This is a genomic window from Paenibacillus sp. W4I10 (assembly GCF_030816325.1).
Taxonomy (GTDB): Bacteria; Bacillota; Bacilli; order Paenibacillales; family Paenibacillaceae; genus Paenibacillus; species Paenibacillus amylolyticus_B.
Genome location: NZ_JAUSXX010000001.1, coordinates 2,864,215 through 2,886,419, shown reverse-complemented (window position 1 = coordinate 2,886,419; position 22,205 = coordinate 2,864,215). Strand labels below are relative to the sequence as shown.

The 22,205-nt window shown below is 46.4% G+C and carries 16 protein-coding genes; 13 read left to right on the top strand and 3 right to left on the bottom strand.

Annotated elements, in window-relative coordinates; genetic code table 11:
* The first annotated feature begins 1 nt into the window (after position 1).
* The 6 genes from QF049_RS12770 (at position 2) to QF049_RS12745 (ending at position 8,966) form a co-directional block, all read left to right on the top strand.
* Positions 2-724 carry an HD domain-containing protein gene (locus tag QF049_RS12770; RefSeq protein WP_307537844.1) on the top strand — a complete coding sequence of 241 codons (723 nt, stop codon included), beginning with the start codon at positions 2-4 and terminating at the stop codon, positions 722-724.
* A gap of 299 nt (positions 725-1,023) precedes the next feature.
* Positions 1,024-2,091 (top strand): FUSC family protein, encoded by a 1,068-nt coding sequence (locus QF049_RS12765; RefSeq protein ID WP_017689291.1) that lies wholly within the window; start codon positions 1,024-1,026, stop codon positions 2,089-2,091.
* A gap of 285 nt (positions 2,092-2,376) precedes the next feature.
* The gene (locus QF049_RS12760; RefSeq protein WP_307537842.1) at positions 2,377-2,871 is read left to right on the top strand and encodes a pyridoxamine 5'-phosphate oxidase family protein; all 495 of its coding nucleotides are present in this window, start codon (positions 2,377-2,379) and stop codon (positions 2,869-2,871) included.
* A 243-nt stretch (positions 2,872-3,114) separates the two neighbouring features.
* On the top strand, positions 3,115-5,490 hold the full coding sequence (gene helD, locus QF049_RS12755) for an RNA polymerase recycling motor HelD (protein ID WP_307537840.1): 2,376 nt from the start codon (positions 3,115-3,117) through the stop codon (positions 5,488-5,490).
* A 311-nt stretch (positions 5,491-5,801) separates the two neighbouring features.
* Positions 5,802-7,661: an adenine deaminase gene (locus QF049_RS12750; protein ID WP_307537837.1), complete on the top strand. Its 1,860-nt coding sequence runs from the start codon at positions 5,802-5,804 to the stop codon at positions 7,659-7,661.
* Positions 7,662-8,045: 384 nt separating this feature from the next.
* Positions 8,046-8,966: a hypothetical protein gene (locus QF049_RS12745; RefSeq protein ID WP_307537835.1), complete on the top strand. Its 921-nt coding sequence runs from the start codon at positions 8,046-8,048 to the stop codon at positions 8,964-8,966.
* 157 nt (positions 8,967-9,123) lie between these two features.
* On the opposite strand, the gene QF049_RS12740 is transcribed toward QF049_RS12745, so the two are convergent.
* Positions 9,124-10,044 (bottom strand): helix-turn-helix domain-containing protein, encoded by a 921-nt coding sequence (locus QF049_RS12740; RefSeq protein WP_307537833.1) that lies wholly within the window; start codon positions 10,042-10,044, stop codon positions 9,124-9,126.
* 172 nt (positions 10,045-10,216) lie between these two features.
* Here QF049_RS12740 and yicI point away from each other — a divergent pair, with 172 nt between their 5' ends.
* The 4 genes from yicI to bcbE all read left to right on the top strand — a co-directional run bounded on the left by yicI (position 10,217) and on the right by bcbE (position 18,054).
* A complete protein-coding gene (gene yicI / locus QF049_RS12735) occupies positions 10,217-12,535 on the top strand; it encodes an alpha-xylosidase (protein ID WP_307537830.1) in 2,319 nt (772 codons plus the stop codon).
* A 75-nt stretch (positions 12,536-12,610) separates the two neighbouring features.
* Positions 12,611-13,621, top strand: coding sequence for a phosphotransferase family protein (locus QF049_RS12730; RefSeq protein WP_307537828.1), 1,011 nt, complete (start codon positions 12,611-12,613; stop codon positions 13,619-13,621).
* A gap of 19 nt (positions 13,622-13,640) precedes the next feature.
* Entirely contained in the window at positions 13,641-16,592 is a 2,952-nt protein-coding gene (locus QF049_RS12725; RefSeq protein WP_307537826.1) for a glycoside hydrolase family 3 C-terminal domain-containing protein, read from the top strand.
* Between the two features lie 160 nt (positions 16,593-16,752).
* Positions 16,753-18,054 (top strand): bacillibactin exporter BcbE, encoded by a 1,302-nt coding sequence (gene bcbE, locus QF049_RS12720; RefSeq protein ID WP_307537824.1) that lies wholly within the window; start codon positions 16,753-16,755, stop codon positions 18,052-18,054.
* 157 nt (positions 18,055-18,211) lie between these two features.
* Here the strand turns inward: bcbE and QF049_RS12715 are convergent, their stop codons facing one another.
* On the bottom strand, positions 18,212-19,549 hold the full coding sequence (locus tag QF049_RS12715) for an MFS transporter (RefSeq protein ID WP_307537822.1): 1,338 nt from the start codon (positions 19,547-19,549) through the stop codon (positions 18,212-18,214).
* A 30-nt stretch (positions 19,550-19,579) separates the two neighbouring features.
* On the bottom strand, positions 19,580-20,026 hold the full coding sequence (locus tag QF049_RS12710; RefSeq protein WP_235200756.1) for a MarR family winged helix-turn-helix transcriptional regulator: 447 nt from the start codon (positions 20,024-20,026) through the stop codon (positions 19,580-19,582).
* Positions 20,027-20,257: 231 nt separating this feature from the next.
* Here QF049_RS12710 and QF049_RS12705 point away from each other — a divergent pair, with 231 nt between their 5' ends.
* The 3 genes from QF049_RS12705 (at position 20,258) to QF049_RS12695 (ending at position 22,154) form a co-directional block, all read left to right on the top strand.
* A complete protein-coding gene (locus QF049_RS12705) occupies positions 20,258-20,731 on the top strand; it encodes an RbsD/FucU family protein (RefSeq protein WP_036609525.1) in 474 nt (157 codons plus the stop codon).
* A 266-nt stretch (positions 20,732-20,997) separates the two neighbouring features.
* Positions 20,998-21,456, top strand: coding sequence for a GNAT family N-acetyltransferase (locus tag QF049_RS12700; RefSeq protein ID WP_307537819.1), 459 nt, complete (start codon positions 20,998-21,000; stop codon positions 21,454-21,456).
* Positions 21,457-21,533: 77 nt separating this feature from the next.
* Positions 21,534-22,154: a TraX family protein gene (locus tag QF049_RS12695; RefSeq protein WP_307537817.1), complete on the top strand. Its 621-nt coding sequence runs from the start codon at positions 21,534-21,536 to the stop codon at positions 22,152-22,154.
* The last annotated feature ends 51 nt before the right edge of the window (positions 22,155-22,205 follow it).

The window sequence follows — 22,205 nt, the reverse complement described above, 5'->3', positions numbered from 1 at the left end:
GATGTCAGAGAACCCTCTTCAATCTGGTGGGAATCTGCAGGAATTAGGGCACATGCATAATATAGATGGAATAACGGCAGGAGAGGCTGTTCTGCGCGACGCCCGATCCTTTGTTCAAGGGGACTCATCCAAGCACAGTGATGGTCATGACTGGCCGCACATTGAACGGGTAACGGCACTTGCGGTCGAACTCGCTCACCGGATGGGTGCAGATCCATTTGTCTGCGAACTGGCTGCATTATTACATGATGTACCGGATGAGAAGCTGAATGAGAGCTTGGAAGCCGGGATGGCCAAACTGAATGACTGGCTGGATACCCAGCCTCTTGACCCGGATATACGTAATAAGGTTGTGGGTATTATTAGCACCATCTCATATGCGGGAGGCCAGCGTCCTGCAGTCAGTTCGCTTGAAGCACAGGTTGTTCAGGATGCGGATCGACTGGATGCACTTGGTGCGATTGGGATCGCGCGAACCTTTGCCTTTTCAGGAGCCAGAGGGCGCGAGATGTACGATCCCTCCCTCCCCCCACGGGAGCAGATGACCCGTGAGGAATATCGTAATGGGCGCAGCACAACGATAAATCACTTTTACGAGAAGTTGTTCAAGCTCAAGGATCTGATGAATACCTCCTATGGCAGGGAGCTGGCGGAACAGCGTCATGATTATATGGTGCAGTTTGTGGACCAGTTCAAAAGGGAATGGGAGGGCACGGACCGTTAGGCAGGCATAATAAGCATGAGTATTCCACAGAGGTATAATAAGTAACAGAGGCGAATCTTTGAAGTGGAGAAATCCATTTTGAAGATTTGCTTCTTTTTGGGTTAATAATGTGTATTAACATACATAAAGAAATCAATTTCACAATACCTCTGACTTATGACATGGCAACGGAAGACCTTACATGGTACAATAAATCGTTCTCCTGAATGAATTCAGGCAAAAAAAGAAATATGGGGTAATAATGAACATGATTATCAAATGTAAAATTTCAGGTTCGGTAAAGAGGAGGGGTCACCACCATGTCGTTTGGTGCACGTGTACTTAAGACGGGGATCGCGGTCACGCTTGCCTTGTACCTAAGCAGCCTGTTCTTGAACCCGCAATCTCCCGTGCCTGCCGCAATCGCGGCTATATTCGCCATGCAGCCTTCCATCTATCGTTCCTGGAAATACTTCCTGGATCAATTGCAAACAACCACGCTGGGAGCTATTGTCGCCCTGGTGGGGGGCATGGTGTTGTCCAATGAGCCAATCGCCGTTGGATTAATTATTGTACTTGTCATCATGATCTGTCTTAAATTGAATATGGGTGAGACGGTTGGCCTGACACTGGTCACGGTTGTATCCATTATGGAAGCCTCGGGTGACTGGCATTTTGCACTCAATCGTTTTCTGTTGACACTGGTTGGTATCGTATCGGCGTTTCTCATTAACATTACGGTATTTCCTCCGAAACCGAAGGTTCAGTTCGTGAAGCAGATCCATAGTGTATTCAGCGGTATGTCGTTGCTTCTGCGAACTTCGATCTCGGATGAGATCAAGGAAGTTGTATTCCGGGAGGAGAAAAGCAACCTGGGAGGTTCCATTAAGTCTCTGTCCGACAAGTATAATTTGTTCGAAGAGGAACAGAAAAAGATGAAACGTTCGAAATTCAGCGAAACTCGTCAGATGGTGGTCTATAAACAAATGTTGCTGAGTCTGCAAAAAGGATATGAGGTGCTGGATTCGGTGGAACGCCACTATTTCCAGGCACCGCGGACAACGGCCATGGATCAGTTTTTTGACTCACATCTTGAACTGGTTATCAAATTCCATGAGCATGCACTGCTCAAGTTCGAGGATAAGCTGAAACCTAATGGGGAAGAAGCCGCACAGTTTGTATTGGATAATGACCGTTTCATGGAGCAGGCGATCACCCAGTTTGATATCGACAAGGAAGGAATGTTACGATTGTCCATCGTGGCTGCGGCGATCTATGATTACGGGTATCAACTGGAACGTCTGAATCGACTTGCCGAACATGTGCATAGCGCCAGTGAAGACAAAGAATCACAGGACAAAATTTTAAATTGGCTTAAGTGGCCTTAAGTGCGAGTTCAAAAAGGCTGGTTTTCAGTACCGAGAAGATGGAATGAAGCTAGAAATGGAGTAGCGGAGCGTAGGAAAAACTACGTGAGCAACGGACATTTCGGCTGAATTCCATATTCGATGCTGATGATGCCGTTAGGCATGATTCGTAATCAAAAGTAGACTTTTTGAACAACCTCTCTAAGTGCGAATTGCGCACCTGCTTGGCGATCATATACAATGTAGTTACAACATTGCCCGGACCATCGTGTCCGGGTTGTTTTGTCATACATAGGGCTGAAGCGCATGAATGATTTTAACGAACTGAGGGATAGAGACATGATTATAGAGGAATTGGACGCTGAACTAATGGAATGGTTGAGTGGGACAAATCTGGAACATAAACAGCATGAAGCCATGCAACTGCTGACCGTATCTGAGGATCAATGGCCGCATCAGGCGATGATCAGTATGGGGGAAGTGATTGCGATAAATCCGCATCAGCTTAGACTTGCTTTATGGCCAGGTACACAGACCAGTATGAACATGAGCAAAACAGGCAAGGCTACCTTGATTGCGGTTCAAGGACATCGATTGCTGCATATCCGTATAGAAGTAGAACGGCTGTCTGAGATTAAGGGCGCTGTTCATCCGAGAGATCGTTTTGAAGCACAAGTGCTCCATGTACGTGTGGATCACGCGCCATATGCGGAGATCACTTCAGGAATAACCTTTCAATTAAAAGATGAATTTGGAGCAATTACACGCTGGAAAGAGACGATTGAAGAATTACGAAAATAGGCAGGAGTAGCTAAATCAGATGAGGACCCGGTGATTGGGTAATAATGAAGAAGAAAACAACAAAAAACGCCTCCGCTTGCATCGGGACGTTGTCACTGGTACAATAAAAAATGGTTTTCAGAAATTAGAACTAATTAACATATAATTAAAATGTTTACTTTCTAATAATTATACCATTGCCTTTTCGGGCTTGTCAAATGGGATTTTGAGGACACAATCCGGGGAAAGAGGGGCTATTAACATATGAGTACAGATCAGCAATGGAATGAGGAACAACAACGGGTCAACACCGTGACCGATCAGATTGAAAGCAAGATCACAACGTTAGAAGATGAAGTAGGCTCCTTCCGTGACGAAGTGGTTGGAATGAGAAAAGACTTTTGGGACGAAGTCACGATGAACTTTAGTGAAGCGGACGATGTCGGAGAGACATCAACCAGCATGCGGCAGCAGTCACAGGTACTATCCGATCGGGAGCGCAGCCATCTAAATACAGCGGCTGCGTTGGACAAAATGAAACGACTGCATCACTCACCATATTTCGGCCGCATTGATTTCAAGGAAGACGGGTATCCAAATGCAGAACGCATTTATCTGGGCATTGCATCGTTGCTGGATGAGAAGGAAGAATCCTTTCTGGTCTACGACTGGCGTGCGCCGATCTCTAACCTGTATTATGACGGAGCACCGGGTCCAATCACGTATCATACACCCAGTGGAGAGATCAGCGGTGATATAGAGATGAAGCGGCAGTTTGTCATTCGGGACGGACGTATCCGGTTTATGTTTGACACGGGGGTTACGATTGGCGATGAGCTGTTGCAGGCCGTGCTCAGTCGAACTTCGGATGCACAGATGAAGAGTATTGTAGCCACCATTCAGAAGGAGCAGAACCGGATTATCCGTAATGACCGGACACGCATGCTCATTGTGCAAGGCGCAGCCGGCAGTGGCAAAACATCGGCGGCTCTCCAGCGTGTGGCATATCTTCTCTATAAATACCGCGAGCATCTGCAAGCGGATCAGATGGTTCTTTTTTCACCGAATCCAATGTTCAACAGTTATGTCTCCACAGTACTGCCTGAGCTTGGGGAGGAAAACATGTTGCAAACGACCTTCCAGGAGTATTTGGAGCGCCGTTTGGGTCGTGAATATCAACTGGAAGATCCGTTTATTCAACTCGAATATGTACTTACAGGGACGGAAGATCCCGATTACGATGTTCGCATGTCCAGCATTCGGTTCAAGTCGTCCGAAACTTTCCTCAAGGTTATTACACGTTATAAGGAAAGCATGTTGTCAGGTGGCATGAAATTCAAGCCGGTACGCTTCCAGGGCCGAGCGATTGTCACGTCAGAGGCTATGGCTGAGAAATTCTATAGTTTCGAATCGTCCGTTAAGCTGGTGAGTCGACTGGAGATGTTGCGGGACTGGATGCTGAAAGAACTGTCTGCCTTTGGTAAAGGTGAACTGGATGCGCCTTGGGTTGATCAGCAGCTTGATCTAATGGAGCCGGAGGATCTGCAACGTGCGTATCAACGGTTGAAGCGCAAGCAAAAAGGAAAGACCCACACGTTTAATGACTTCGAGCAGGAAAGAGAAATTCTGGCACGTATGGTGGTCAGTGACCGACTCAAACCGTTGCGGAAATGGATCAAGTCCTTACGATTCGTTGATATAAGACAATTATATGCACATCTGTTCAACGATGAGGCTCAGATGGTGCGACTGCTGGGTGACGAAACGCTGCCTGCTCAATGGGATGAAATCTGTAAGATGACTTTACGCAGGTTGAAGCTTCAGGAGTTGGCATATGAAGATATTACCCCATACTTGTACTTGCGTGAGCTTATGCTTGGATTCCATATTAACTCCAATATTCGCCATGTCATTATTGATGAAGCCCAGGATTATTCTGCGTTTCAGTTGGCATTTATGAAGAGATTGTTCCCACGGGCGAAAATAACAGCACTTGGTGACTTTAATCAGGCAATCTATGCCCACTCTTCTGTACTAAGTGGAACAGGACCCTTGACTAACCTGTACGGACCAGACAATACGGAAGTGATTGAGCTGACCAGAAGTTATCGATCTACTCGGGAGATCGTGGAGTTTACCCGTGGCATGGTGCCTGGTGGGGAAGAGATTATTCCATTTAACCGCAGCGGTGAGAAACCTAAAGTTATCGTTTCTTCTGATTCAGAGCGTCATATAAACGTCATCACGACAGACCTGAAGCACTTGATTAAGGAAGGATACGAATCAGTTGCAGTTATCTGCAAGACCGCCGAAGAGAGCAAAGATGTCCATGCTGCATTGAGTAAGGCGCTGCCCACAGCACCGAAGTTAATCAAGAAAACGACGCTGGCTTTTGAGCAGGGTGTTCATGTGATCCCGGCGTATCTGGCCAAAGGTGTGGAGTTTGATGCTGTCCTGATCTATGACGGCTCTGCGGAGCAGTATGCTCAGGAACATGAACGCAAATTGTTCTATACGGCTTGCACACGAGCAATGCATCTGCTGCACGTTTACTGTGTGGGCACACCGAGTCCGTTCATTACCGCCCAGTCGGAAGAATGGTATGATCTTGGCAAGGTGTCTGCTGCGCAAGTGGACTGACATAACACTTCATATGCATGAAGAAGGCTTCCGTTCAATGGAACGGGAGTCTTTCTGTATATGATACATAGATCGGGAAGAAGCTAGCTTAGCGAGGGAATTATACGAGATGAGGCTCCAGCCATTTAAGTGAACGTATCGAATGAAAATACCTAACGTGAATTCGTAAGGATTGGGTTCTGTGGATAAAGATGACTTCATAATTTGTATTCAAGCACAATGGATGTGATTTTTCTTTACACATGAAGTCCGGACTCATATAATCGTAACAATATATTTTTTTTGGATCGTTTATTAAAGGAGGCAACAAAATGAACAAACCATCTTTTGAACGGCCACTTATGGCCGATTGTGTACCTGATCTGGTCGCTACAGCACGGGGAGATTTGCCAGCGACTTTGGTCATTCGGGGAGGTACGCTGGTAAACGTGATATCGGGTGAGATTTTGCCGGAGATGTCCGTAGCCGTACAGGGAGCTCGAATCGCTTATGTCGGTAAAGATGTAAGCCACACCATTGGAGAACATACCCGGATTATTGAAGCAAACGGTAAGTATATCGCTCCTGGTTTGCTGGATGGACACTGCCATATTGAAAGTACACAGATGAAAGTAACCGAGTTTGCGAGAGCGGTATTGCCTTCAGGCACGACCGGAGGTTTCTTTGACCCACATGAGATCTCTAACGTGCTTGGTCTCAAAGGGCTGAGACTGATGCTGGATGAAGCGCGGACCACACCGATGGCTGCTTATATGCAGGTGGCTTCCTGTGTGCCTTCCACCCATCCAGGATTGGAGACAACAGGTGCTTATATCGGGCCTGAAGAGGTCGCTGAAGCCCTTTCGTGGGGGCCGGACATGATTGGCCTTGGTGAAGTGATGAACTTCCCTGGGGTAGTCTATGGGGACGAGACGATGATCGGTGAGATACAGGCGACCCTCCGGGCAGGTAAAGTGGCAGACGGTCATTTCACCTGGGCTGCAGATGACTGGCGTCTGCCAGCGTATGCAGCGAGTGGCGTTACAGGGGATCATGAATGTGTGACCAAGGAAGATGTCGTTGAACGTCTGCGACTCGGGATGTACGCGAAGATGCGCCAAGGTTCGGCTTGGCATGATGTAGCAGAGACGATCAAAGCTTGCACTGAGCTTGGTCTGGATACACGCCGGATGATGCTGGTGACCGATGACCGAAGCTCTGAATCCCTGCTCAAAGAAGGACATATGGACTTTGTTGTTCGTCTCGCAATCTCCCAAGGTGTGAAGCCGGTTACGGCTTTTCAGATGGCAACCATTAACACGGCTGAGCGCTTCGGAGTTGCGCGTGACATTGGAGCGATTATTCCAGGCAATATAGCCGATATTCTTCTGCTGGACGGCCGGTTGGCGGATGTACGTGTGGGCATGACGATTGCTGCCGGGCAAGTTGTAGCCGAGAACGGGAAAATGACGGCGGTCTGGGACAGCTTCACGTACCCTGAGGAAGCGCTGAACACGGTGAAGTTAGAAGCTAATATTCAGCCAGAAGATCTGGAGTTGGCTGCGCCGATTCAAGAGGGGATCATTGGTGCCAAAATCATTCATGTGACAGAGAACCATGTGGATACAAAGGAGAAACACCTGCCTGTTACCGTAGAGAACGGCAAGGTTGTGGTTTCAACTTCAGAGGAAGTATGCAAAATTGCGGTATTGGAGCGTCACAAACAAACCGGGAATCGAGCGGTAGCGCTTGTTGGGGGCATCGGCTTCACATCCCCTGCAGCGATTGCGATGACGGTTGCTCATGATAGTCACAACCTGTTGATTATCGGTAATGATGATGCGCTAATGGCTGAAGCTGGTAATCGCGTCATTCGTATGCAGGGCGGGGTCGCCGTGGTAACGGCAGCAGGTGTAACCGAATTCCCGCTGCGGATTGCAGGTTTGATGTCAACCGAGCCATTCGAAGTCGTTGCAGCCCAATCGGCAGCAGTCAGTGAAGCTTTACAGTCCGCAGGATGTACATTAAATAATGCGTTCATGACACTTTCGTTATTGGCGCTGGTTGTGATTCCGGAATTACGTTTGTCCGACAAGGGGCTTGTGCGGATCTCGGCAGAAGGTATTGAACTGGTGTCCCTTTTCGATGAAGTGGTTGAGAATACACCTGTAGCTCCATCGGGTAATGAATGAACGGAAATGTCGACTAGAGCATCATTAAATTGAGATACATGCAAAGCCGCCTTAGGGCGGTTTTTTTGTGCATTTCGGGAGAAAACGCTTTCTAGGACTTCTGGAGCTTGGTGTACATATGAAAATAATGACTGAAGTCATGCTGAAATAAGGGTTAATTTAGAAAAAAGTCAATAATTGTGACTTTTGAACTATACATACAGAACTGCGAATTCCCGAAATATAATTATGATTCTTTCGTCGTGAGTCTTAGAGATGATATTGCATATAAAAGCAATTCGAGTTCGTCGTAACTAAAAAGTATCCATTAAATGAATATGAAACGACACAATTTCATCCAGATTTGCATGTCAGAGCTGATAACTTCAGAGGGAGTGTACAAATATGAAAAGCAAAAGGGGTTACCGTTTTATCTTATTACTGAGTTGTTTGATCCTGTGTGCGAGTACAGCCTGTTCTTCCAAAGCCACTGCGGATGGTTCAGTCGACAGTTATGCAACGATTCATGGAAAACTTGATGAGCCGGTGAGAGCGACGTGGGTGTGGGATACCACCCAGATCCGAAGTAATCCTCAAGAGGTGCTGAATTACGCTACAGCGAACAAGATCAATACGATCTATCTGCAGATGAACCGGGATATAAAAATTCCTGAGTATAAAAGTTTTATCCGCCAGGCGAGAGCCAAGAACATTGCGGTTGACGTCATGGATGGAAGATCATCTTGGGGCTTGACGGAAAGCCGGGAGCAGATTGCATCTTTCCTGGACTGGATCGAGGCATATCAGGCGCAGGCGTTGTCCAGTGAGAAATTTGCTGGTATTCATCTGGATATTGAGCCACATGTGCACCCGCAGTGGAAAACCAATCAGGCCAGTGTAATTACTCAGTGGCAAGGAAATGTGGAGTATATTGTTGAGCGAGCATCACGGATGAAGATGCCGGTAGCGGCTGATCTGCCTTTTTGGCTGGATAACTACAAAATTCCGGGTTCAACAATGGCCGTAAGCAGCTGGATGATTCGCAAGTTCAATTCCATCACCATTATGGCTTACCGTGATACAGCTGCTGCAATCTATAGTGTAGCGAAGGATGAACTTGCAGAAGCAGCTCTGCTCGGCAAGACGATCTCGATCGCCGTGGAAACAAAGCAAAGTAAGGAAGGTGACTTCATTACTTTTTATGAAGAGGGATCTGCTTATATGGAAGCACAATTAAAGTTGGTCGAAAAAATGGCTTCAGTACATGCGTCCTTTAACGGTTTCTCCGTACATGAGTACACTTCATGGAAGACGCTGAAAAAGTGAGACACCAGTAAACTCTTTAGCACAATGCTTGTAGTAGCATATGAAATGAGTTCTAACGGAGACAACGTGCCTCAGATCGTTATCTCGCTCGTTCTTGGGAAGTGGAAGTTGATAAAGAAGGTGTTTGCAGCTGAATAGCTGTGAGCACCTTCTTCTTTTACACCTGAACTAAGGCAGACTCCATGGCTACGTTCTCATAGAACATTTTGCGATACTGTGAAGGTGTGGTGGCTTTATGCTTTTTAAATGTAGTGATGAAGTAGCTTAGATGCTCAAAACCCACATCCATGGCGATATCAACAATTTTGTGATCCGTATTCTCAAGCTGAACACAGGCCTGTTGAACGCGGTAATAGTTAATGTAATCAACCGGGGTTTTCTGCACCATCTGTTTGAAGAAACGGCAGAAGTGTCCTTCGCTCATATTGGCTTCATCGGCCAGTTCTTTCAGCTTTAATGGTTCAGGATAACGTTTGTGGATATACCCGAGCACGGATTTCAGGCGCTCTACCTTGTCATGACTCCCTGTAGCTACGGTGCCTTTGAGCGGAGCAGGTCTCATATGTTCGAACATTCGGGCAAATATGAGGTACAGGTACGCTTTTGTTGACATTTCACACGTTTCGGTCCGGGTAGCATGGTCCGCAAATATGCGTTTCAGGTGATCCAGAATTTCTTGTCCCCAATCCTCATCTGCCTTGATATGACTGGGGGGAATCACCGTTTTGCGTACCAGTGGACCGATGAATTTCTCTTGGACCGTATCGAAGGTACGGCTGCCAAGCAGCTCGGGATTAAATACAATGGAAGAGAATACGCAAGGAACATCGCCCTTCAGATACCCCGCATGAATTTCACCTCGATTGATGAAAATGGCTTCTCCAGCTTGAACCTCAACGGTGTTCATATCGATCTGAAAGACGGCGCAGCCCTTGGTCACCATGGTGAACTCCATCTCATCATGCCAGTGGCAATCGAGAATGCTATCCCCGTTCAGTTGTTGAATATCCGGGTACACACTGACGGGATACATGGCATTGCCGTGAATCCGGTCTTCTCGTAATCGTTCACGTTCCATATCAGATTCTCCTTTTGTATCATTATTAATGTAATCGTTTCCATAGATTGGTGGTGATGTTCAAGAATCGGATGTTTATTATCAAAATCGTGATATATTTGGTCAAAATAAGAGAAGAAATTCGTTATTAATATCAATATTATTATAATATAACCAAAGGGGGAAAGAAAACATGAAATTTACTGATGGATTCTGGATGACTCGTGAAGGGTACCAGATTCAAAACCCAACTGACATTCGTGATATTGTGCAAAAAGAGAATTCTGTGACCGTATATGCGGCAACTAAATATATTCGTAGCAAAGGCGACACTCTGAACGGTACATTGCTGAAAGCAACGTACAGCTCACCAATGCCTAACGTTATTCGTGTAACTCTGAATCACCATAAGGGCGGAGTGAAAAAAGGGCCTGAATTTGAGCTTAACACACAAGAAGCAAACGTTGAGATCTCAAAAAATGAACAAGGCGCTGTTTTGAAAAGTGGCAATCTGGAAGTTCAAATCGACAAAACAAACGGTTGGGACATTAGCTTCCTGTATGGAGGAAAACGGATTACAGGTAGCGGTCAAAGAGCTGCTGGTTATATTACAGGTCCAAGTAAGGAAGCATACTTCCGCGAGCAGCTTGATCTTGGTATTGGTGAATACGTTTACGGACTTGGTGAGCGCTTCACGCCGTTTGTTAAGAATGGCCAAATCGTCGATACCTGGAATGAGGACGGGGGTACAAGCAGTGAGCAGTCCTATAAGAACATTCCGTTCTATTTGTCCAATAAAGGATATGGCGTATTTGTAAATCATCCTGAACGCGTATCATATGAGATTGCATCCGAGAATGTATCTAAAGTTCAGTTCAGCGTAGAAGGCGAGACGTTGGAGTACTTCATTATCGGCGGTGACAATCCTAAGGATGTACTTGATAATTATACGAAATTAACAGGTAAACCAGCGCTTCCACCGGCATGGACTTTTGGTCTGTGGCTGACAACGTCATTCACAACGGATTATGATGAAGCAACGGTTAACCATTTTGTAGATGGCATGGCTGAACGTGATCTTCCGCTGTCTGTATTCCATTTTGACTGCTTCTGGATGAAGGAATACCAATGGTCTGATTTTGTATGGGATGAAGCGATGTTCCCGGATCCGGAAGGCATGCTTGCACGTCTGAAAGAGAAGGGCCTTAAAATCTGTGCTTGGATCAATCCATATATTGCAGAAAAATCCTACTTGTTCGATGAAGGTATGGAGAACGGTTATCTGGTGAAAACAGCCGATGGTAGCGTATGGCAATGGGATATGTGGCAAGCAGGCATGGCTCTGGTTGACTTCACGAATCCGGATGCTGTGAATTGGTATAAGAGTAAGCTCGAAGTCCTGCTTGATCAAGGTGTAGATTCCTTCAAGACCGACTTCGGTGAAAGAATTCCGACAGATGTTGTGTACTTCGATGGTTCTGATCCAGTTAAAATGCACAACTATTATACACAACTCTATAACAAAGCTGTATTTGAATTGCTTGAAGAGAAGATTGGCAAAAACGAAGCTGCCCTGTTTGCACGCTCTGCAACAGCAGGTGGGCAACAATTCCCGGTTCACTGGGGCGGTGACTGCTCTTCCACGTATGAATCCATGGCTGAATCGCTTCGCGGTGGCCTCTCACTGGGGCTTTCCGGTTTCGGATTCTGGAGCCATGATATCAGTGGTTTTGAAAGCACAGCGAGCCCTGACGTATACAAACGCTGGGTACAATTCGGACTTTTGTCTTCCCACAGCCGCCTGCACGGAAGCACTTCGTATCGTGTGCCTTGGTTGTTTGACGAGGAATCCGTGGACGTTGTTCGTGACTTTACCAAACTCAAAATCAGCCTGATGCCGTACCTGTACAATTCTGCGGTAGAGTCAACGGTAAAAGGTATTCCGATGATGCGCGCTATGCTGCTGGATTTCCCAGAGGACCCAACAACATACAGCCTGGATACGCAATACATGTTCGGTGATTCAATCCTGGTGGCTCCAATCTTCAACAAGGAAGGCGATGTGCGTTATTACCTGCCTGAAGGAACTTGGACGAACTATCTGACAGGAGCGAAAGTACAAGGTGGACGCTGGATCAGTGAAAACCATGACTTCAAAACACTGCCAATGATGGTTAAGCCAAACAGCCTGATCGCTGTGGGTGCGGTGGATAGCAAACCGGATTACGATTTTGCGAATGATGTGTCCTTGCACTTGTTCGAACTGGCTGATGGTCAAACGGCTCAAGCTGTCGTTGTGAACCAAGCGGCAGAGCAGGAGCTGACAGTTAACGTTACACGTAATGGATCAGTGCTGGATGTTCGTGCTGAAGGTGCAGGTAAACCTTGGAACATCGTGCTTCGTGGTATTGAAAGTGTATCCAGCGTTGAAGGTGGTTCCCAAGTGTCTGGTGCAACTGGTGTTGTCGTTACGGCAGCAACAGGCGCAAGCGCGCTTACAATCCAACTGTAAAATGATATAGTAAAAGAAAAGGACGGTGCCGAAAGGTGCCGTCTGTTTGTCTACGATGATAGGAGATTGAATGAAATGAGTACAATGAGTTCCGGTTTACACTGCACGATATCAGCAGAGATGCTGCATCAACTGGTAGAGATTAATTTTGGAAGCGATGCCAAAGTGAAGGAGTTTGGTCTCCTGCAAGGTGGACTTTTTAATACAACCTATCGGATTCACCTTGAACATACATCCTATACGGATGTGATTTTACGTTTGGCTCCAGAGCGGGGAGAGATGGCGGCTGGTTCTGCGAGTGACCCACTCTTTTCTTTTGAACGTACGATGATGGCGGCTGAACCGATTGTGTATGAATATTACCGTAAGGCAGGCATTCCTGCTCCCAACATTATCGCCTGTGATGACAGCGGATCCATCATTCCAAGAACGTACATGTTTATGGAATTTATCCCGAGTAAGCAGCTGGATCACGCATCGATTTCAGACATAGACAAAGAGCGATTGTATCATCAGCTTGGCGTCTATACCGCCATCATGCATCAGATCGAGGGGGCATCGTTTGGGTGGCCGCAGGGTGATGGGACGATTAGAGGCTCGGATCAATGGTCCGAGGTGCTGCACTCTTTTGCAGAAGAAACGGCACTTAAAGCTGCTCAAGCCGATTATATGTCAGGTGTAGGAGAAGAAATCGCAGCTATATTCATCAAAAATAAAGACTTATTTGATCAAGTGACCCGTCCAGTACTCGTTCATAATGACCTGTGGGAAGCAAATGTACTTGTTCATCAGGAAAATGGTGAGCTGAACATTGCGGCCATCATTGACGGAGATCGTTCCATGTTTGCCGACAGGGAGTTTGAAGCCATATTGTCGACAGAATCAGCGGCTTTTCATGAAGGATATGATCGTCCACTGGACTCATCCGCTGAAGGACAGGCACGCAGGCTTGCGTACCGAATACTGTCTTCGTATTTTAATGCCTACGTTCATGAACATCAGGTCAATCAACCTGAAGACGGTCAGAAGTATCGCCAGCGTACGCTGGATTTACTGGAGCAATGGAAGCAACTTGGACTTAACTAATTCGTAGGAGGAATGAAGGATGAAGGAGTATCATCAATACCCGATGTGGGATGCGTCACTTTCACTTGAGGAAAGGTTGGATGACCTGATTGCACGATTGACAACGGAGGAGAAGATCAGACTAATTCCTACACGCGAAGCAGCTGTACCAAGACTGGGCATTCCAGCCTACAACGTTGGGGGCGAAGCTGCCCACGGGGTTGCATGGAAAGGGGAGGCAACGGTATTTCCACAACCGCTCGGTCTATCAAGTACCTGGAATACAAGGCTCATGCGGGAGATTGGTTCAGCCATTGGTGATGAAGCTAGGGCATACCATCACCGTGATCCTGAGGTTCACGGGTTAACATTGTGGGCACCAACGGTTGATCTGGAACGTGACCCACGCTGGGGCAGAACGGAAGAGGGATATGGCGAGGACCCGGTCCTCACGGGAGAAATGTCGGCAGCTCTCGTCAAAGGTATGCAGGGAAATGATCCTTTTTATCTGAAAATGGTCGCTACATTGAAACACTTTTTTGCCAATAATAATGAGAAAGATCGGCTGAATTGTTCATCCAGCATCGATCCGCGCAATCTGCGGGAATATTATTTAAAAGCTTTTGAGACACCATTTGTGGAAGGCGGAGCCTTGTCCATGATGACAGCTTACAATTCCATCAACGGTACACCTGCCATTGAAAGTCCATATGTGAATGATGTGGTTAAGGGTGAGTGGGCGATGCCAGGTTTCATTGTATGTGATGGTGGAGACCTGTCACAGACGGTGAACTATCATGGTTATCACACCAGTCATGCCGAATCAGCAGCAGGTGCGTTGAAGGCAGGAGTGGATTGTCTTACAGATGAAGTTGATCTTGTTGTATCTGCTCTGGAGGAGGCTCTAGACCGGAATCTGTTGGAGATCGCTGATTTGGACAGAGCCATCCGCAAAATCTTTGGTGTGCGGATGCGACTTGGACAACTGGATCAGTCGGGGCAAAATCCTTATGCGTCTATACCTGAATCTGTATTATGTGCACCAGAGCACGCCAAACTTAGTTATCGTGCGACTGCCGAATCAATTGTTTTGCTCCAAAATGATGGATTGCTTCCGTTGCAGCCAGAAGCGTTGCAAAAAATCAGTGTGATTGGGCCACTTGCGGATGTTGTCTATACCGATTGGTACAGTGGCACACTGCCTTATCGTGTATCCGTCCTCGATGGATTGCGTAATCGACTACCTCATTCAGACATAACGTATTCAGATGGGAATGACCGTATTCAGCTGAAGGCAACAGACGGTCAGGTTATAACCTTGGGTGCGGAAGGTACACTCGTCGCTGTGCCGGAAGCCAGTGCACCTACAGCCGCCGAATTTGTACATCAGGATTGGGGTTGGGGAAGTCACACGCTGAGAAGTGTGAAAAATAACCGTTACGTTAGCTTAACCGAGCAAGGCATCTATCAGGCAAACGCACCGCAGATCGGTGGCTGGTTTGTGAAGGAAGTTGTTCGAATAGATCCTCTAACGGACGGAAGTAACACCTTGCGGACGTGGAACGGTATCCCTGTTGGACTGAGCGAATATCAGGGACAGTCTGCTGTATCACCACCACGGCCACAAGGAGAACAAACTACAGGTACAAGTACAACTCAGGACAATGTGAGTGCCTCTGGACACGCAAGTCAATCACCAGGCAATACACAGATACCTTCTGCATTCAATATTGATATTGTGACCAGCGGAATACAACAAGCCGTAGAAGCTGCACGTAGCAGTCAGGCATCTGTCGTTGTTGTTGGCAACAGCCCATATATCAACGGCAAAGAAGAAATTGACCGCCCAAGTCTGCTGCTTCCGCCGAGTCAGGTCGAACTTGTCAAAGCCGTGTGTGAAGCCAATCCCAATACGGTGGTTGTCATTATGGGCAGTTATCCATTTGCCTTGCAGGAGTTGAAAGGTATTGCCCGCGCAATCGTTTATATGACACATGCAGGTCAGGAATTGGGGAACGCGCTTGCAGATGTGCTGTTAGGTTATTATGCCCCGGCAGGCAGATTGAATATGACATGGTATGAAGACGAATCACAGCTTCCTGACATAATGGATTATGACATCATTCAGAATGGCATGACCTATATGTATCATGAAGGACCGGTTCAATATGCATTTGGTCATGGCCTGACGTATTCCGAATTCGAATACGAAGCGATTCGTGTAAGTCGCAGTGCTCCGAGTGAATCCACCACCACAGATCAATTAAAGATTGAAGTGGAGGTACACAATACAGGTGAACGTGACAGTGATGAAGTCGTTCAGATCTATGGATCTTCCTATACCTCCCGAGTGAAACGCGCTCAGAAGCAACTGCTTGCTTTCCGTCGTGTTCATGTCAAAGCAGGGACGCGTGTTACGATAAGTTTCGAGGTTCCTGTTCAGAAGCTGGCGCTATGGGATGTTACCCGAGATCGATACTGCGTGGAGACAGCGACCTGGGCCATCCTGGCAGGACGTTCTTCCGCAGATATACGTCAGTCGGCTGATATTGAAATTGAAGGTGAGACGATTCCTGATCGTCCGCTGCACTTGCTTACCTTTGCCGAGAATTACGATGCTTGTGCAGGTGTTCTTCTGGATGAATGTCTTGAAGGACGTTCGGCAGTTCGGGCAATCACTCGGGAAGAACCCTTATATCGAGAGGAGCAGTCGTCCTGGATTGCTTTCAACCATAATGCTGTTCGAGAAGTACAAGGATTTGAAGCCAGAGTGGCAGCTTTTGGGGAAGAGGGCAGACTGGAGATTCGTTCCGGAGGACTAGAGGGCGAACTGCTCGGTGTGTGTGAAGTTTCTGGACCCGGAGGCAGTGTGAACGGAAAAGATATCAAGTGGACAACAGTCCAGTGTTCGCTTGAGGCACCACATAAGGTGAATGAGCTGTATATTATTTTCAAAGGTGGAGCAGCGTTACGGCACTTTAGATTGTTGTAGTTGTAGACATCATTGAACCAAAGAAGCTGTCTTGCACGAATACGTGCAGGCAGCTTTTGTATGTGAACAAGCGGTAACATCCAGCATGTTCTGAATAATCAACCTCCGAAACAACCACAATAATGCTGTTGTGTGTAGAATCTGTAAAGGTGGTTGTGGTATGAACGACAAAAAGTGGGACCTCGTCGCACTTGCTTCCATCCCTTTAATTATGACCTTGGGAAACTCCATGCTGATACCGATCTTGCCACAAATTGAACGTGAGTTGAACGTATCTGCATTTAAGGTCAGCATGCTTATTACAGTCTACGCTGTAGTTGCCATCCTGCTTATTCCACTCGCAGGATATTTGTCTGATCGTTTTGGCAGAAAAGCAGTCATTATTCCCAGCCTTATCATTGCAGCCGTCGGGGGTGCTGTAGCTGGTGTGGCTGCATGGATGCTGGATGGAAACGCAGCATACTGGTCCATTTTAGGTGGCCGATTATTGCAGGGGGTTGGAGCAGCCGGTGCATTCCCTATTGTCATTCCGTTGGTTGGGGATATGTTCAATGATGAAGATCAGGTAAGTAAAAGTTTGGGAATCATTGAAACCTCCAATACATTTGGTAAAGTGTTAAGCCCGATTTTGGGTGCAGCGCTGGCTATCTGGTTGTGGTATTTACCATTTATGGCTATTCCTGTATTGTGTGTCCTTTCACTGATTCTGGTTATTTTCCTGGTGAAGACACCCAAGAAAAAAGAGAAGCCACCCACCTTTACGGAATTTGTGGCTTCCATTCGGGACGTTTTGAAAGAAAAAGGGCGATGGTTGTACGCTCTGTTTGCGATCGGCGGAATTTGCATGTTTATTCTTTTTGGCGTGCTTTATTATCTATCCGAGACATTGGAGAGCGAGTTCGCCATGAAAGGGATCGTAAAAGGTCTCGTGCTTGCCATTCCGTTGGCGGCGCTGTGTCTGTTTTCCTTTTTCGCAGGAAAATGGATCGGAAAGAGTAAGCCTCGTATGAAATGGCTTGGGTTCGCAGGACTTGTTCTTGTAACCGTTTCGCTGGGTGTTATTGGAATTTTCGATAATATCTATATTGTGATTGGACTTTTTACATTGGGGAGTGCCGGAATAGGAGCAACCTTACCGTGTCTGGATGCCTTAATCACTGAAGGTATAGATAAGAAACAGCGAGGCACGATTACGTCTTTGTTCAGCAGCATGCGATTTATCGGTGTATCCCTTGGCCCCCCTGTTGTGTCTTTACTGATTGGCAAACAACATTTTTTGCTTTTTGGTGTGCTTGCTGCATCTGGAGCCGTAGGCGGGTTGCTTACATTATTTGCAGTGAAGCCGGATAAGGGAGATCAACCTACTTCAGGAAGCGGACAGAAACAGGATGAACGACATATCGATCGGATCGAGACGAGTAGAGGTTATGCTCCTGTACGGCGCAAGAAAAGTCCATTTTAGATAGACGGTGTTGTATGCTACGTTCATTCCGAAGTTGTATTAAGTTTGTTTAACATTCAGATCTGTTCCAATAAAAAACGCGTTTACGCCTAAGAAAGCGGATGAATTTGCTTTCTCGGTGTAAACGCGTTTTTATGTTCAGAATGACTTTAACCGATCATTCGTGTTTGCTCTTATTCGACTGGCTAGTTTCGGTGTTGCCGGCTCCAGATTTCTTGGATTGATCTTGAGGTGGTTCCGTTGCAGTGATATGAGTATGAGCGAGCAGAGCATGAGGTTCAATGGAGAAGCTGCCGCTTCGTTTTCCCTGAATCAGATATATAAGCAAGAACAGAATCATAAACATCACGGAATATCGATACATATCAGTATAACTGGTTATGGCCGCAATGGCGCCAAGAAGAAGGGCACCGGTCGCAATACCCAGATCCAGCGAGTTCAAAAACATACCGTTAGCCATACCCCGTTGAGTAGGAGATACAACTTGAATCATCCAGGTCTGCAGAGACGACTGCATGGAACCATAACCGATTCCGTAGATAAAGGCAGCGATGAACAGGACGGACATGGAGGTTGCATACGAGAGCAGAATGAGGCCGACTGCAACGAATATTGCCCCTGGAATGAGCAGTGCTTTTGGACCTTTGCTGTCATAGATCCGTCCTGCAAATGGTCTAACCAATAATACGGCGAGTGCATTGAACAAAAAGAACAGCGCAGGATTGGCCAGATTGGCTTCCTTACCATACAAAACGATGAATCCGACAAGCCCACCATAGGTGATGGATAATAGGCAATTCAGCACACTGGGCAGAATCAGCTTGCGGTTGAAAGGTGTCTTCTGTTTCGGGTTGGACCCTGAAGCACTTGTTGTGGCTTGTGGCATGATGGTTGTACTGTTATCGGTTCTGGCTGCTTTTTTGCGTGTCAGCGAATAACTCAGTGGATAGATCACAGCGAGTACACCCGCAGTACATAACATCAGGGTTACAAATCCAGCACCTTGGAGCAGAGTAACCCCAATGATTGGCCCCATAGACATAGCCAGGCTAGTCGATAGACCAAAGTAACCCATTCCTTCACCCATTCGTTTGACGGGCACAATGTCCGAGGCCATCGTTGGAAAAGCGGTACTGCTCATACCAAACCCGATACCAAACAACATTCTAAGCAACAAGAGCACAGCTATACCAGCAGCAAAATAATAGCCGAGCGTTGCCAGCAGGGCTACGGACAGGCCTATATAGATCATGGCGTTACGAAGGCCCTTCTCCAGTGCTTTCGCGGAATAGAGACGGGCTGCAATGGCACTTAGTGCAAACAGACAGGTGAATAAACTTACTTCAAATGCATTGGCGTGAAATCGCTCCTGAACGTAGGACGGAAGCGGAGAGACGATCATGTGCAGTTGCAAGAACAACAAGAAGTTGCACAGCATCAGCAGTATAAAATCGGTGGTCCATAGTCTAACTTGTTGTGTAGATTGTTCTTTCATGATGATGTATTCCCCCTGAGTTGTGATTCATTACAAGTTGCGGTTAATGAGGGAAAGAGTATGTTTAAATGCTTCCATCTGGTCTTCGGATATACCTTCAGCAAGTTCTTTATTCATTTCTCTTTCAATCGGAACGAGGATATCAATTAACGCTTTGCCTTCCGTGGTGAGATATAACAAATAGGCTCTGCGATCCTGTTCGCTGGTCCGGCGTTCTACCCAGCCTTTTTTCTCAAGCAGATCAATAATCCGCGCAGTGGTGGGTTGGTCTTTGAAGACACGTGCAGCGAGCTCCTTCTGATTAACACCTTCACCGCGGTCAACATTAAAGAGAACAGAAAATTGCTCTGTCGTAATATCATAAGGTTTGAATCGTGTCGCAAGTAAAGCTACAGCTTTACGATGTGTGAAACCCAGCATGAATCCAACAGATTGTTCCAGTGTATAGTCCATGTGATTGCTAGACCTCGCTTCCATAATAAAATGTCCCAATCAATTAGTTGTTATAACAACTATATGTCAAACAAGTATTTTTGTCAAAATGAAATATTCTCATATCGAACGTACGTGTGCACTGTGCAATCATCCAAAAATACTGTTAGAATAGTGATGAAACCGCTTTTATGGAATCGATATCTAGAGTGCTTGAAGAATGGAGAAAACCAATCTGCTCTAACTAATGTTGGAGATGACCAAGGAGAGCTGTGTATGCTAAAGAATATACCCGCAATAATACCTCCAGAGTTACTCAAAATCATGTCCGAAATGGGCCATGGAGACGAGTTGGTTCTGGCGGATGGCAATTTCCCCGCAGCCAGTCATGCCAAGCGACTGGTACGCTGTGATGCACTGGGAGTTGTTGAACTGCTGGATGCCATCCTGCAATTATATCCACTGGATACCTATGCTGAGCGTCCCGCTGCTGTCATGCAGGTTGTAAAAGGGGATCAGGTGATCCCGATCATATGGGAAGACTATCGCCGGTTGATTGAAGAATACGAAGGCATTACGGATGCTTTTGATCATGAAGAGCGATTTGATTTTTATAAACGGGCTTCGAATGCCTATGTGATTGTTGCAACTGGTGAGCGAGCGCAATATGCCAATCTGATTTTGAAGAAAGGCGTCATTTTCCCCGATGCTGATCCCGGTCAGGAACAGCAGAATGCTGAATCGAACTGAATAATTACGGCGACGGAGCAGTGGATGCTTTGGTCGCCTTTTTATTTTTGCCAATATGAAGTCAATATAACAAAACGTACAGAATTGGTATGGACTAGATAAGTAAGATGTAATCTGGAAGCGCGCATGAACGAATGTCAGCTCACTGCTCAGGATACTACAAACTTTGATGCAGATGATGAATGGGGAAAAGGAAAGGACTGTTTTACAATTGAAGAAATACAACCGATGAGACGATGGTCTCCATCCCAGAGGAGTTGAGTGAAATGCAGCACCGAATCAGACAAGCGGGTCTTCTTGATAGTAACGAAGTGGGACGATTGTTCAATGAGTACAGGATGTTCTACAACCAAAATGCTGACATTGAGGCAGCACGTCAGTATATTAGAGAACGAATGGAAGGCCATGAATCGGTGATTTTGGTAGCAGAAAAGCCAATCTCCAATGGCTTAATCTGTACTGGATTCGTTCAACTGTATCCCAGTTTCAGTTCGGTATCGATGGGGCCTGTCTGGGTGCTAAATGATCTATATGTGCATCCGAATTATCGTCAGCAAGGCATTGCAAGGAAGCTCTTGCAGACAGCCAAGCGATTGGCATCTGAGCAAGGAGTTCTTCGTATATCACTCTCAACCGAGTTAAGTAACAAACAAGCACAAGCTTTATATGAATCCGAAGGATATGCACAGGATACCAAATTCATGTATTATGAACTTAATGTATAAGAGGTTGATCAAAAAGACGCACTATATAAATGAATGGCAGACTCGTGTCGTCGAGAAAGAGGGAGGGGAGTCGCAACATGATGCAGTGGATTGCCATGATCACGATGTTAATTGATCATATAGGAGCTGTCTTTTTTCCACATATTATAGAACTGAGGATCATAGGTCGTATCGCTTTTCCAATCTATGCTTTTACAGTGTATATCGGTTATAAACATACACGAGACGTACAAAAATACATATGGCGGCTGTTCTGGATCGCGATCATATCACAGGTGCCGTTCATGGCTGCGTTTAATCATTATTCTCTGAACGTGGTATGGACATTGTGGTCAGCCCTGTTGGTATTATTCGTTATCGATAAATTGCCATCCCGTCTACTGGGCATTCCGATTGTAATTGGAGTTGGTTGGTTCATGGAAATTAGCCATATGGATTACGGGATGTACGGGTTGTTATTGGTTCTGTTATTCCGTTATTTCCAGGGTCCTGTGCTTGTCGTGGCACATGTCTTGTTAAATGCACTATATCTTCTGCTGCATAACAGCTCTGTGCAAATGTATAGTGTGCTCGCAACCGCCGGCATTGCTATTGCTCAGTATTACCAGGCGGGTTTCCGTATGAAAGGGCCGCGTTGGGTCTGGCGTTATTTCTATCCAGCTCATCTTGCCATCATTGCAATTATCCGATGGGTCTAAAAGAATGATCCGAAAATGCGAAGAAAAGAAGCCATCTTATCGTCAGTGAAT